The following is a 12,224-nucleotide window of genomic DNA, read 5'->3' as shown; positions in this document are numbered from 1 at the left end:
TTGGCCGCCGAGCTGAGCCCGGCCGTCGCCAAGTTCAGCCCCTCGCCTTGCTGCTTTAGGGCGGCAAGATACTCGCCGAAATTGCCGGCCGGGAAGCCGGGCCGCGCGATGAAGGTCATGGCCGCGTCGGACACGAGGCCGAGCGGCGCGAAGTCGGTGAGGACGTCGTATGGCAGGCGGCGGTAGAGCGTCGCACTCGCGGCCATGCCGATGTTGGTCATCATCAGCACGTAACCGTCGGGCCGTGCCTGGGTGAGTCGCTGCGTGGCTACGTTCGCAGGCCCGATGCTCTCGACCACGACCGCCTGGCCGAGGTGTGCGCCCATGCTGTCGGCGACAATGCGGGTGATGGTGTCCGTCGGCCCGCCGGCGGCGCCAGCGGCGATGATGGTCACCGGGCGGGAGGGGAAGCTCTCCTGTGCCAATGCTGAGGCGGACGCTGCCAGGGACATGCCAACCGCAAGGACGGTGCGCCGCGTAAGATGGGCCACAATGTTTCCTCCGGACTGTTTGTCCAGCAGCCTACAAGTTTCCAGTTGGTTCTAACCAGTCCCGGGGCGCCTCCCATGGAGGCAGGGCGATGCGGTAGGGGTGCCCCGGTACAGATGGCCGGGTGCCCGCCGATGTCGGATCGCATAGCCATAGGTCCCCTGGCGCCTCTTTGGAATGCCCGAGCTGGGCTGGTCTGTCCGCCGTCGAGGCCGCTGAGATAGATGGGCTGGGTTGAGGTGCGGAGATCAGGCCGCGCGACCACCGGCGGTGGATGCCGCGCGGACGGCGGGCGTGCCAGAGTGCGTCCGATGAAAGTGCAGCACCCTCCTACGGCGCACCAACCATCGACATCCTTGGAGGTGACCGATCGGACGGGGCGCATCCCGACTAGGGATGCATCGGTGGCTTCTGTTGGCCGCGTGCGCCAGTTCATGAGCGCGGTCCGGAGCCGCGAGTCTGGTGGGCTGCTAGCTGGTAGGTATCCCCGAAATCTTGCCGGACCCTTCCGCGACAACCACACCTTCCTCGCTGCGGTGAGGCTCGCTCGTGGCCTCCCCCACCTGTCCCCCGTCCGGGTTGACGCGCGAGTGCTCGCTTAGGAGGACGCGCTGTACTTCGGGGGAACACTGGCGTTCGATATGGCCGCCGAGACCCATCTTCTCGGTCCTCTGCCAGAGATCAGCGCGCTGCTCGGGCGCAAGGTGGTCCGCTACCATCGCCAACGCATGGTCGAGCAGGACGATGAGGTCGCGGTCCAGGCGGGCGTCGGAGGGAGGAATGTCAACCATGGCTGATCGCAGCACGCTGGGATTCTGGCCGCAAGTGTCCTGGCCGCTGGTGCTTGATGGTGGAGGTCACGCGGGCAGCCGTAATTAGGTGGACGCCCCCCCCACGGCATCGATGTGCCAAGGTAGAAGTGTTTGTTTGCTTCCGGCGGGTTACTGGCTCACAGTCTCCTCATGGCTGACCGCTTCAACAGCTTCGATGAGTTCTGGCCCTTTTACCTGCGGGAGCACAGCCGGCCAGCGACCCGAGCGGCGCATGTTGCTGGCACCTGGACGGCTGCGATCGTGCTGCTGGTGGGCGTGTTGATAGGCCCCTGGTGGTTGATGTTGCTGGCCCCAGTGATCGGCTACGGCTGCGCGTGGATTTCACACCTGCTGATTGAGCGGAACCGGCCAGCCACCTTCAGTCACCCAACTTGGTCGCTACGGGGCGACCTGCGTCTTTCCTGGCTGGCGCTATCAGGGCGGTTAGGGCCGGAGCTGCGGAAGCATGGCCTGGCGAACCAGCGAGTACGACCATAATGGGGTAATGGCGTTTGGAAGGGACGATCCGGCATTGATGCTCCGGTTCTATTCTATGTTCTTCGGTCAGAATAGAATTTAGTAATTTGATTGCTCGATCGCTCCGTCGTGAGCCGCATAATTGCGCACCCTTGGCGAGGAGCCTGACCGAGAATTTTAGGCGCCTCGCAGCTCAGAAAACTTTGCAACAGATCCAGGCCGGCTATCCACTCCAAATGCCCCACCTGTAGTAGAAACATCAGTGAAGACCACCTACTATGTCGCCACATCAGCGGTTTCCTGCGAAATTGGAAGGAAGCCGCAACGGACGCCGCTAGGCTTAGCGCGAGCGCTCGCTTAGGGTGCAAGCATGTCGGATCTGGTGGATAACGAGCGAATCAAGTTGCTGGCGAACGCCCTGGACCGGGCCTCGACCGCCGTATTTACAGTCGGGGTCATCACGCCCTGCGTGAGCTATTACTTCAATTTGCAGGAGGTCCGTGCTGCATTGGGGCCGGGTGGGCTGGTCGCCTTTGTAGCCCTATCGTTTTCATCCGCAGCGGGCCTACATATGCTGGCAAGAAGCGTCCTTGGGGATCTTCGATGAACAGCTACGCAGTCATCGCCTACGCCGCCCCGGTAGCAGCCTTCCTGTTCGGATGGCTGGCGGTCGCGCTGCATCGGCGATCTCTCCGCGCCGGTACGACACTGAAGGTGAGCCAAGATGCCGCGACCGCAACGGGGGTAGCCCTGGACACTCAGCTGGCTGAGCTGGCGCGAGAACATGCGCGGCTGCAAACGCATATCGAGCAGATCGCCCGGGAAAGCGCCCGGGCCCGCTTTGGCAACACACGAGCGCCATCCGGCACGGCGCCCGCCCGCTAACACGGTCGGTCTTTCACCGCGACCCCGACCGGCTTTTCACTCGGCCGGCAGTGGCTCGCAATCCGCGTCGCTGCACCAGTCGCAGAAGTGGGCCCAATCGGCGGCGTCGGCGCGGAGCGTCTCCGGCGCGAGCGCCTCCCTGGCATAGGCTTGGGCAGCGGCCAGCGCCGCGGCACCGGCCACGGCGAGGTCCCTGCCCGGCTTTGGCACCACAGCCAGCGGCCCGGCCGTAGCCGCCGCCGCACTCTCCGCCTCGCTCATGGTCCCCTGCCCGCCCCCGGTCAGGCCCGGAATTGGGCGGTTACCCGCGATTGCGGCAAGCCCTGCATCACTTGCGGTAAGTGGTGCTTATCGCATGTCAGCCGACGCCGCCGCAATCGCGGGAAACCGCCTCAACCGGGCCGGAACGAACGGGGGAGCACGAGGCAAGTTGGCCGGCGGTGCGATGGCAAGCGGCCCTGGCTCGGCCGTTGGCCTAGTTGTGAGCCTGAACGAGCAACACCAGGGCGGCAGAGCATTGTTTGAAGTGCCGGGCCGCTGTTTCAATCATAAGTAGTTAATCAGGGGTGGTATACGGGCTCGCCGCATGAGCGCCGAGGTGGGCGTGAGGGCGGTGGGACATGGTTGCTGATGTGCTGGTTGGACTGTGCGGCGCCTGGGGCCTCGCCGGGTCTTTGACGTGGTCTTTTGCGCGAACACGACGGGCCATGCTCGCGGTTCAGATCGCAACCGCACCCGGGTTTCTCCTGCATTGGGCATTGCAGGGACATTGGACCGCCGCGGGCATGACCGTGCTGACCATGCTGCTTACGGTCATCTCCGCAGCGCTGGATGGACCACCGGACAGCCGAGGCATCCGCCTGGCGCGCTCCCTCTACCTAGTGGCGCTGCTCCCGGTCGTGCTGCTGGCGGCCTGCTCATGGGAAGGCTGGCACTCGCTCTTCGCGGCACTCGGGACAGCGCTCGCCTGCTTTGGCCGTTGGCAGACCGACAAGACGCGGTTCCGCGCCCTGATCCTTGCCAGCTCGGTGCCCTGGTTCGCCCACAACCTCGCCGTTGGCTCGGCGCCGGCGATGATGTCCGATCTCTTCCTGATGAGCCGAGGTGCTTGGCTTGCCCTGCGCCACCGTGCTCCAGCCGCAGGGATGGTGGCATCCGCCACCTGAGAATGACGTCGCGCTGGCAGTGCGGGCAGTGGGCAAGCAGCCAGGTGCGGCTGCCAGTGGGGGAGGCGGAATGTCTGCGGTGCGTTCCTCCTGTATGCCTGATGCAGAGGATGATCCGCGGGTAATCTATGCTGCTGATCGTACGGAGTTGGCGGCGGAGCGGACCTACGCAGCCTGGGTTCGCGCCGGGCTTGTGTCACTAGTGGCGGAGGTAGGAGCCAAGACCTTGCTTGGCAGCGAGCTGCCAGAATGGGCTATTTTGTTCAATGCTTCCCTCCTGGTGCTGTTCTCGGCTTTCTGCTTTGCGGTCGCAGTGTGGCGAGACATACGCCCGGGGCACGACACGTCGCAACGCTCCGACCTGCGCAGCTGCTGATTGTCGTGAATGGCGGCCTGCTGCTGGTGTCAGTAGGCGCCCTGCTGGGTGTCTGGTTCGGGCAGACGGGCGGGACCTGAGAGGCCGAAGTCCGTTGCAGCGAATGCTTTTGACCAGCCACGGCGTGGAAATCTGCTTGATTCAAGAATCCGGAGCCGTCTTGAACACAGCGGGATCGGCGTTGGTATAGACTGCTGAGCCGATATCGACTGGCAGCCACCATGGCGGTCAACCACGATAAGCGAGGCAGCCTTGGCAGCCTCCGCCAGTATACAGGCGTCACAGCTGCCCAGGACGCTGCAGGTCTTCTCCCCGCCGATGACTGAGCCACCCCATGGCGGCGAAGCCGCTATTAGCAAAACGCATCAACGTGATCGTTGGACGTCTGGCTTGCCGCTAGGCTTTGGTTGTCCTTCAGGGAGTCCGAACCCTTATGCTCCGCCTAGAGAGCGTCCGCACCGGATATGGTTGACGGAATAACCCGCGCCGTCCAGCAACCGCAGTGGCGGAAAGACGCCTCGACCGTTGGCGGGTTTCGGATGGGCTGGGGCGTGCTCCTTGCCTGCTGGGCCGCGGCGGCCGCAATCGCCCTTGCTCTTGGCCGTGATACCAGTTGGGATTTGAGGAACTACCACTACTACAATGTCTACGCCTTGCTGGAAGGCCGGTGGGGGATCGATCTCGCGCCCGCGCGAGCCCATAGCTTCATGCATCCCGGCCTCGACCTGCCCTTCTATCTGCTCACCAGGAGCCCGCTGAACAGCTGGCCACGCCTGGTATCGGTATTGCAGGCCAGCTATGCGGGGCTGCTGGCCTGCCTCACCATTGCCATCGCCAACCTTGCCTGTCATGGCGTCGTCGGACGCATGACTGCCGCCAGCGCGTTGGTCGCGTTGTTCGGACTGACCGGTGCAGCGACGCTGCCGGAGGCCGGCTCGACCTATAACGACGTCCAGATTGGTTGCCTGGTCCTGGGTGCTCTACTCGCCATCCTGCTCGCGGCAGAAGCGAATGACCGGCACAAGGTACCCCAGGCTGCGCGGTGGCGACTGTTGGCTGGCTTTCTGGGCGGCTGCGCGGTTGGCCTGAAGCTCACCGCCATTATCTTCCCGCCCGCCCTCGCGGTTGCCGGAGCCATTGCAGTGCGCGGTGGTATGGGATCAAGGACACGGGCGGTGGGGCTGGTGTCGCTCGGTGGCGTGCTGGGCTTCGCGATCACCTACGGACCTTGGGGCTGGTTCCTGTGGCAGCGGTTCGGCAACCCGTTCGGACCGATCGCCAACACCATATTCCGCTCGCCTCTGTTTCCGCCCACTGGGCAGCAAGACGTCAGATTCCTCCCGGATAGCTTGGCAGAAGCAGTTGCTTATCCGCTCCTCTGGGCGCACCGGTCTGAGGGTGTTGTGCTGGAGCCGCCACTTGCCGACCCACGCTTCGCCGTCGGCCTAGCCGCGCTGCTCCTCTTTCTGACACTGGCGGCGCGGCGTCGGGCCCAGCGGGACAAACACCCTCGCGCGGCCTGGGCCGGCGCCATGGCGGCTGACACCACCGCGCGGGTTGCCGCCCGTGCCATGCGGGCGGTGATCGCCTTCGTGCTCGTCAGCTACGTGGCTTGGCTCGGTGTCTTTTCCATCCTGCGCTATGCCATCCCGATTGAGGTGCTGCTCGGCATCCCGGTCTGGGCAGCGGCACGCGAACTGCTCCTGGCGGCGCCCCTAAGCCATGGATCGGTGCCGCCGGCGGGATGGTGGCGTGGCGGGGCAGCACTCTGCCTGGCCACCGCCTTCGGTGTTTCTGCCTTGGTCACCGAGTACCCTGCCCATCCGCGCGAACCTTTCCTGTGGGAAGGAGAGCCCCATGGGGCTGCGGTGGTGGCGGTCAAGCAGATAGCGCTGCCAGCGGGCTCGCTGGTCGTGATGCTTGGACCTGCCGTTGCCTTTGTCGCCCCGTTTTTGGTGGGCCCTGGGGTTTGGTTCGTGGGCGGCCCCAATCCTAATTGGGCGGGCGTGGCCACTGACCCCGCCAGCTACGCAGCGTTAGTGCTGCGGGCCGTGCGGTCGCATTCTGGGCCGGCCTTCGTCGTCCTTGAGTTCCCGGACGACTATGACCGGGAGGCTGCGGATGTGCTCGGCATCATGTTCGACCAAGCATCCTGTCGTCCAGTGGAGAACAACCTCACGAAAGTGGTTCAGATCTGCCACTGGCGTTAGAGTTTGAACGCGAAATAAGTCTGGCTCTTCAGGTCTGTTTCGACGGTTGCGTTGCAAAGTTTGCGACAAGCCGCAGATCGCCGCGACAGGCTCCAGATCAGGCTGCGATCTGGAAAAGCTCAGCGACAAAGGTGGCTTGGGTCCGCATGTCTCGTCCCCCTAACCTGTGCACCTGCCCCTTCCTGATCATCGCCATGGCCTCGTAGCCTGCCAGTGTTCGTCGTGCCGTGTGGAAGCTGCCGAAGCCAAGCCCTGGTCGGACCAGGCGTTTCACGCGCCGAGGCCTTGTCCCACAACGTTATTGAGGTGCTTGCATTGTCGTAGCCGGGTGAAGCGCCACAGCTCGTCGTCTGCTTTCATCTCCGCGTTGGCGCACGGGTAAGCTGGGTTCTTGTCCACCGTGATGGTGCGTGGGTTTACCGTATGCGGCTGCCCGAGCGCCTTGCGGAAGAACCGCTTCGCAGCCTCCGCATCCCGTTTGGCCGAGAGCAGGAAGTCGGTGGTTTGCCCACGGCTGTCGACCGCGCGATACAAATACATCCAACGGCCCTTCACCCGAACTAGGCTGGTGTGAATTTTCGGCCCATTGTTTAGACCTTTGTGCTGCCGGTGTTCGACACCGGGCATCACGTCCTGCTTCGCCGCCCCGTAGCTCGGGAGTTTGTCGGTGACCATAACGCGTGGCACCCGGCACTGCCGCTTGAGCAGCTTGCGCAGCAGACGCTTCGCCGCCCGCTTGTCCCGCCGGCTCTGCACCAATACGTCGAGCACCAACCCAGTCTGATCGACGGCACGCCAAAGCCAGTGCTTCACCCCAGCAATCTTGATGACGACTTCGTCGAGATGCCACTTGTCACCAGCTCGCGGCAGCCGCCGCCGGATCTGAGTGGCGAACTCCTGGCCAAATTTGAGCGCCCACTGCCGCACGGTTTCATGGCTGACCACGATGCCACGTGCCGCCAGCATTTCCTCGACCATGCGAAGGCTGAGCGGGAAACGAAAGTACAGCCAGACCGCATGGCTGATCACCTCGGCCGGGAAGCGGTAGCCGGCATAGGGGGACTTGGCGGCTGGCGAGCTCATTTCGGCTGCCTACCTGACCTGGACCGGCCCGCCAAGCTCGCTCAACCTGACGGTGCCCTTTGAATAGCTGCCGCCAGTGACCGAACTGGCCGAGCGACCTCTCCACCGTCCAGCAGGGCGGCTGCACACGAAGCCGGTACTACCGGCGGCGTGACGAACGATAATCAGCGCCAAGCCGGCGAGGTAGCGTGCGACGATGTGGTGAGCGGAGAACGCCCATGACCGACCTCCCTTTTCGCTCTGCCCTTGACTTGGCCGCCACAATCCAAGCGCGACGGATCAGCAGTCGCGAGCTGCTCGATCTTTACCTGACCCGGATCGAGCGGCACGACCCGCGCCTGAACGCGGTAGTGGTGCGGGACGTGGCACCCGCCCGGGCCCGGGCCGAGGCGGCGGATGCGGCGCTCGCCCGCGGCGAGGATTGGGGACCTTTGCACGGCCTGCCGATGACGGTGAAGGAGAGCTTCAACGTTGCCGGTCTGCCGACGCATTGGGGCATCCCCGCGCTCCGTGACAGCATTGCGCCGGCAAATGCACTCGCGGTCGAGCGGCTGCTCGGCGCCGGCGTGGTGATCTTCGGCAAGACTAACGTGCCGCTCGGCCTGGCCGACTGGCAGAGCTTCAATGCCATCCATGGCACCACAAACAACCCCTGGGACCTGGCGCGTTCGCCGGGCGGCTCCTCGGGCGGACCGGCGGCAGCGCTAGCTGCGGGGCTGACCGGGCTTGAGATCGGCAGCGACATCGGCGCCTCCATCCGCAACCCGGCGCATTACTGTGGCGTCTTCGGGCACAAGCCGACATGGGGGATCTGCCCCTCGCTCGGCCATGCGCTGGGCGGTAATGTGGCGGAGACGGATATTGCAGTAATCGGGCCGCTGGCGCGCAGTGCTGGCGACTTGGCTGTGGCGCTCAGCATCATTGCGGGACCTGATCCGATCGATGCCGTGGGCAGGCACCTGTCTTTGCCGCGGCCCAGGCATACGACACTGGCGGGTTACCGGGTGGCGGTGATGCTGGACGACCGTAATGCTGAGGTTGACTGCAGCGTGCAGGACGCGATCCAAGCTTTGGCCGATTGGCTGGCAGCACGGGGCGCCGTGGTGAGCCTGACGGCGCGGCCGGCGATCGATACTGACGTGGCAATGCGGGTCTATATGCACCTACTACGCTCGGCGACTTCGGCCGGCATACCGCCGGTGATCTTCGCCGCAGAGCAGGATTTGGCGCGTTGCCTTTCACTTGAGGACGACAGCCATCGCGCCCGTATGCTGCGCGCGGATACCGGCCTGCATCGCGATTGGCTGGGTGCGCATGAACAGCGAGAACGCATGCGTCATGCCTGGGCTGCCTTCTTCCATGACTGGGATGTGCTGCTGTGTCCTGCCGCGTCGTCGCCGGCGGTCCCGCACGACCAGCAGGGCGAACGCTGGGAGCGGACCATTACCGTGAACGGCCGGCAGGTGCCGACCACCGACCAGCTCTTCTGGGCGGGCTTCAGCGGCATGGCGCTGCTGCCCTCGACCGTCGCGCCAATCGGGCTTTCGCCGGGCGGGCTGCCCATTGGCGTGCAGATCATCGGCCCACAGTATGGCGATCTCGGCTGCATCGGCTTCGCCCAACTGCTGGAGCAGGACTACCGCAGCTTCGTGCCCCCGGCGGGTTGGGATTAAGCGGCGATCACTCTGGATCAGCGCGACTTATCGCATGTGTGGATACCCCCTGCGGGTCAAGGCGAGTCTGCAACGCGGACAGCAGAGCTGCCGTATGCGCTACGACCACATGGGACGTCCGCCGGTGGCGCCGTAGGTAACGCGGATCGAGCTGCACGACGGGCGCTGCGCCTGTGCCAAGCGCTTCCGCGCCGCGCCACTGGCTGACATGCCGCCGGGTACGCCGTTCGGCCACAATACTCATGCCCTGCTGGCCTATTTGCACCACAACCATCATGTCGGCTTCGAGCGGCTGGCGCGACTGGCCGGCGAGCTCTTCAGCCTCCCGATCTCCGAGGGCGCCATCGCCAACGCGCTGTCGCACCGCCTCGACTCACGTCCAGGTCAGACGCAAAGCGGATCGGTCTTGGCTGCGCATCCGGCACTACCGTCCCCGGTTCGTCGGCAGTTCATTTCAGGCTCTTGAAGCTGGTGGGCGGCGAACCACAGACAATCCGCTAGGTGCCCGGATGGGACCCGGCAGACGGCGCCGGGTGGCGGCGCCGCTCAGATCCATGTTGCTTCGGGAGGAGGATGTGGAAATGAGGACCGACCTGGACCTCAGCCCGCTGTTCCGGTCCAGCGTGGGCTTTGACCGGATGTTCGACCTGCTGCAGCACGCGATGCGAGGTGGGGCCGGGGAGAACTACCCGCCTTGCGACATTGAGCGCACCGGCCAGGACAGCTACCGGGTCACCCTCGCGGTAGCAGGCTTCCGCCCTGACGAGCTCTCGGTGACGGCGCAGCAGAACCTGCTGGTGGTCTCCGGCGAAAGGCAGAACCGAGGCCGGGGCGGCGGACAGCAGCGGGAAGTCCTGTACCGCGGCATCGCCGGCCGTGGCTTCGAGCGCCGCTTCGAACTGGCCGACCACGTGAAGGTCGTGGGTGCCAGCCTCGCCGACGGCCTCTTGTCCATTGATCTCCAGCGCGAAGTGCCGGAGGCGATGCGGCCGCGCCGTATCCAGATTGGCAGGGGCGGCCCGGCCCAGGGCCCGCGGAGGATTGAGGAGCGGCAAGCCGCCTGAGCCGGCCGGGTTTCCTGGGACACCGGCGCCGTGCGGTGCCGAGGGCATGTTGGTGGGTAGGACCAGCAATCAGATGATGGGCACTGTCGCCCATCATCCCTGCCGGTGTACCCGCGGCTGCCCCTGGCCGCCGAACGGGATCCCGGTGTTCCAGCTTGGTCCCAGCCCTGGCGGTGCCCTTCGGCAAGGAGAGCAAACCATGAGCGTTCGTCACCATCGAACCCGTGACATCGTCGCGGAGGGCCAGCTCGCCCGCCTGCTCACCGGCGAGCCGGCCAAGCCTATGGAGAGCATGCCCGGCTTGACGCTGCCGAGCTTCCCGCCGGATGCCAGAGCCGTCATCTACCGTCCCAGCCGATCGGCCATGACCTCCGGCCGGGCAAACACCTGTCACTGGGTGCTCGAGTTCGAGCCGCGCTCGCCCGAGTTCATCGAGCCGCTGATGGGCTGGATTGGCGGCACGGATCCGCTGCGCCATGTCCGGCTGAGCTTCCCGAGCTGGGAAGCCGCCGTGGCCTACGCGCAGCAGGAGGGCTTGCCCTTCACCGTGCATGAGCCGCAGGAGCCGCACTCGGTACAATGCACGGCCGGAAACCTGCGAGGTGCTCCGGCGCATGCCGCCCTGCAGGGAGATCCCCTGTTCTGCTTCGCCTGGGAGCGCCCGCACCTCGTGATGCCTGACCTCGACGCGGCGCTGCTCGACCCTGCGAGGGTCTTCGCCAGCCCGCGCGATGTCGCCACACATCCGCTGCTAACCACGGAGGAAAAGCGCGAGATCCTCGCGCGCTGGCTCTGGGATGCACGGCGGATCGAGGCCACGGCGGACGAGGCGCCGCTGGACGGTGGCGAGCCTTCGCGCCTCGACGAGGTGCTGCAGGCGACCTTGTTGCAGCAGTCGCCCGCCTGGGTGGCCTGGGGTAGGATGCGGCCGGGGCGAGGCCTCTTCACCCTGCAGGGGACCCCTCGTGCCGTTCAAAGCCAATGCCGCTCGGCGCCATCACATCCCGAAGCAGCGGCACCGGGTGACCAACTGGGCCGAGTACGACGCCGGCCTGCGCGCCCGCGGCAGCCTTACCGTGTGGTTTACGCCGGAGGCGGTCGAGGCATGGACGGCTGAGCCGCGTACCGGCCGGGGCGGGCAGCCCGTCTACTCCGCGTTGGCCATCGCCACAGCCCTGACGCTGCGGGCGGTGTTCCGTCTGGCACTGCGCCAGACCGAGGGGCTGATCGCGTCCGTCCTGCAGTTGCTCGGCCTCGACCTGCCGGTGCCGGACCATAGCACCCTCAGCCGTCGGGCCGAGGTGCTCGAAGTGCCGCGGCCGAAAGCGGGGAGCGCGCCGGTCCACCTGCTGGTGGACAGCACTGGTCTCCGCCTCTGTGGACCCGGCGAGTGGCTAGAGGAGAAGCATGGCAGCAAGCGGCGTCGGGCTTGGCGAGTGCTGCACCTCGCCACTGACGCCGACACTGGGCTGATCGTCGCCTCGGCACTGACCGACAGGGATGCCGATGACGGCTCTCAGGTCGGTCCACTGCTCGACCAAGTGGACGGATTGGTGGCGTCCTTCACCGGCGACGGCGCGTACGACAGAGACGACGTCTATGCCGAAATTGCAGCGCGCCATCCCAAGGCGGCGGTCATCGTGCCGCCGCGCGCAAATGCGGTGCCAAGCGACGTGGCCGAGACCACACCAACGCAACGCGATGCCCATCTGCAATGTATCGCCAAGCGCGGCCGCTTGGGATGGCAGCGCGCATCGGGGTACAACACTCGTGCCCTGGTGGAGGCCGACGTCTCGCGCTGGAAGCGCGTCATCGGTGATGGACTACGTTCGCAAACGGATGGACGTCAGGCGACCGAGGTAACCATCGCTGCCGGCGTGCTGAACCGAATGCTAGATCTCGGACGCCCGATCTACGTCCGCATTACATGACCCGAAACGCGGCTTGGGTTCGATGCACCCTACGGTCGTTCAGTGCAACAAAGTGGCT

At 65.5% G+C, this 12,224-nt stretch carries 14 protein-coding genes and 2 pseudogenes; 12 read left to right on the top strand and 4 right to left on the bottom strand.

The window, feature by feature from the left end; genetic code table 11:
• Positions 1–452, bottom strand: a 452-nt coding sequence (locus EP26_RS27300) for a tripartite tricarboxylate transporter substrate-binding protein (RefSeq protein WP_043343694.1), incomplete at its 3' end; no start/stop codon positions are given.
• A 678-nt stretch (positions 453–1,130) separates the two neighbouring features.
• Between EP26_RS27300 and EP26_RS35615 the strand changes: the two genes are divergently transcribed.
• The 4 genes from EP26_RS35615 (at position 1,131) to EP26_RS27290 (ending at position 2,663) form a co-directional block, all read left to right on the top strand.
• Positions 1,131–1,286 carry a hypothetical protein gene (locus EP26_RS35615; protein ID WP_157033849.1) on the top strand — a complete coding sequence of 52 codons (156 nt, stop codon included), beginning with the start codon at positions 1,131–1,133 and terminating at the stop codon, positions 1,284–1,286.
• A gap of 165 nt (positions 1,287–1,451) precedes the next feature.
• Complete coding sequence (locus EP26_RS33885) at positions 1,452–1,799, top strand: DUF962 domain-containing protein (RefSeq protein ID WP_084113050.1); 348 nt, start codon at positions 1,452–1,454, stop codon at positions 1,797–1,799.
• Positions 1,800–2,148: 349 nt separating this feature from the next.
• Positions 2,149–2,385 carry a hypothetical protein gene (locus EP26_RS35610; RefSeq protein ID WP_157033848.1) on the top strand — a complete coding sequence of 79 codons (237 nt, stop codon included), beginning with the start codon at positions 2,149–2,151 and terminating at the stop codon, positions 2,383–2,385.
• Complete coding sequence (locus tag EP26_RS27290; protein ID WP_043343671.1) at positions 2,382–2,663, top strand: hypothetical protein; 282 nt, start codon at positions 2,382–2,384, stop codon at positions 2,661–2,663. The genes EP26_RS35610 and EP26_RS27290 overlap by 4 nt, the downstream gene beginning before the upstream one ends.
• Before the next feature lie 36 nt (positions 2,664–2,699).
• Here EP26_RS27290 and EP26_RS27285 read toward each other — a convergent pair whose 3' ends face one another.
• Positions 2,700–2,924 (bottom strand): hypothetical protein, encoded by a 225-nt coding sequence (locus tag EP26_RS27285; RefSeq protein WP_043343668.1) that lies wholly within the window; start codon positions 2,922–2,924, stop codon positions 2,700–2,702.
• A gap of 359 nt (positions 2,925–3,283) precedes the next feature.
• On the opposite strand from EP26_RS27285, the gene EP26_RS27280 reads away from it, so the two are divergent.
• The 3 genes from EP26_RS27280 (at position 3,284) to EP26_RS27275 (ending at position 6,415) form a co-directional block, all read left to right on the top strand.
• Positions 3,284–3,829, top strand: coding sequence for a YgjV family protein (locus EP26_RS27280; RefSeq protein ID WP_084113049.1), 546 nt, complete (start codon positions 3,284–3,286; stop codon positions 3,827–3,829).
• A 70-nt stretch (positions 3,830–3,899) separates the two neighbouring features.
• A complete protein-coding gene (locus EP26_RS38760) occupies positions 3,900–4,205 on the top strand; it encodes a DUF202 domain-containing protein (RefSeq protein ID WP_084113048.1) in 306 nt (101 codons plus the stop codon).
• A gap of 551 nt (positions 4,206–4,756) precedes the next feature.
• Entirely contained in the window at positions 4,757–6,415 is a 1,659-nt protein-coding gene (locus tag EP26_RS27275) for a glycosyltransferase 87 family protein (protein WP_157033847.1), read from the top strand.
• Between the two features lie 270 nt (positions 6,416–6,685).
• Here EP26_RS27275 and EP26_RS37820 read toward each other — a convergent pair whose 3' ends face one another.
• Positions 6,686–6,955 (bottom strand): DDE-type integrase/transposase/recombinase, encoded by a 270-nt coding sequence (locus EP26_RS37820; RefSeq protein ID WP_245624543.1) that lies wholly within the window; start codon positions 6,953–6,955, stop codon positions 6,686–6,688.
• Positions 6,956–6,974: 19 nt separating this feature from the next.
• Positions 6,975–7,498: pseudogene (locus tag EP26_RS37815) on the bottom strand (IS6 family transposase); the annotation flags it as partial.
• A gap of 218 nt (positions 7,499–7,716) precedes the next feature.
• On the opposite strand from EP26_RS37815, the gene EP26_RS27265 reads away from it, so the two are divergent.
• From EP26_RS27265 to EP26_RS27250, 5 genes and pseudogenes are all read left to right on the top strand, one after another.
• Positions 7,717–9,171 (top strand): amidase, encoded by a 1,455-nt coding sequence (locus EP26_RS27265; RefSeq protein WP_043343663.1) that lies wholly within the window; start codon positions 7,717–7,719, stop codon positions 9,169–9,171.
• Positions 9,172–9,253: 82 nt separating this feature from the next.
• Positions 9,254–9,526 (top strand): annotated as a pseudogene (locus EP26_RS37810) (IS66 family transposase); the annotation flags it as partial.
• Between the two features lie 226 nt (positions 9,527–9,752).
• Positions 9,753–10,235 carry an Hsp20 family protein gene (locus tag EP26_RS27260; RefSeq protein ID WP_043343685.1) on the top strand — a complete coding sequence of 161 codons (483 nt, stop codon included), beginning with the start codon at positions 9,753–9,755 and terminating at the stop codon, positions 10,233–10,235.
• 199 nt (positions 10,236–10,434) lie between these two features.
• Positions 10,435–11,352 (top strand): ETC complex I subunit, encoded by a 918-nt coding sequence (locus EP26_RS37805; protein ID WP_245624542.1) that lies wholly within the window; start codon positions 10,435–10,437, stop codon positions 11,350–11,352.
• Positions 11,237–12,166, top strand: a complete 930-nt coding sequence (locus EP26_RS27250) for an IS5 family transposase (RefSeq protein WP_245624544.1) — start codon at positions 11,237–11,239, stop codon at positions 12,164–12,166. Before EP26_RS37805 ends, EP26_RS27250 begins: the two co-directional genes overlap by 116 nt.
• Positions 12,167–12,224: the final 58 nt, after the last annotated feature.

The organism is Belnapia moabensis DSM 16746, assembly GCF_000745835.1.
In the GTDB taxonomy this organism is placed as follows: Bacteria; Pseudomonadota; Alphaproteobacteria; order Acetobacterales; family Acetobacteraceae; genus Belnapia; species Belnapia moabensis.
This window is presented reverse-complemented; position numbering and strand designations above follow the sequence as displayed.

Excerpts from the sequence above, each read along its gene's own strand:
- EP26_RS38760 (WP_084113048.1), top strand. The coding sequence starts at position 3,900 with ATGTCTGCGGTGCGTTCCTCCTGTATGCCTGATGCAGAGGATGATCCG.
- EP26_RS35615 (WP_157033849.1), top strand. The coding sequence starts at position 1,131 with ATGGCCGCCGAGACCCATCTTCTCGGTCCTCTGCCAGAGATCAGCGCG.
- EP26_RS27285 (WP_043343668.1), bottom strand. The coding sequence starts at position 2,924 with ATGAGCGAGGCGGAGAGTGCGGCGGCGGCTACGGCCGGGCCGCTGGCT.
- EP26_RS37820 (WP_245624543.1), bottom strand. The coding sequence starts at position 6,955 with ATGTATTTGTATCGCGCGGTCGACAGCCGTGGGCAAACCACCGACTTC.
- EP26_RS27280 (WP_084113049.1), top strand. The coding sequence starts at position 3,284 with ATGGTTGCTGATGTGCTGGTTGGACTGTGCGGCGCCTGGGGCCTCGCC.
- EP26_RS33885 (WP_084113050.1), top strand. The coding sequence starts at position 1,452 with ATGGCTGACCGCTTCAACAGCTTCGATGAGTTCTGGCCCTTTTACCTG.
- EP26_RS27260 (WP_043343685.1), top strand. The coding sequence starts at position 9,753 with ATGAGGACCGACCTGGACCTCAGCCCGCTGTTCCGGTCCAGCGTGGGC.
- EP26_RS35610 (WP_157033848.1), top strand. The coding sequence starts at position 2,149 with ATGTCGGATCTGGTGGATAACGAGCGAATCAAGTTGCTGGCGAACGCC.
- EP26_RS27290 (WP_043343671.1), top strand. The coding sequence starts at position 2,382 with ATGAACAGCTACGCAGTCATCGCCTACGCCGCCCCGGTAGCAGCCTTC.
- EP26_RS27265 (WP_043343663.1), top strand. The coding sequence starts at position 7,717 with ATGACCGACCTCCCTTTTCGCTCTGCCCTTGACTTGGCCGCCACAATC.
- EP26_RS37805 (WP_245624542.1), top strand. The coding sequence starts at position 10,435 with ATGAGCGTTCGTCACCATCGAACCCGTGACATCGTCGCGGAGGGCCAG.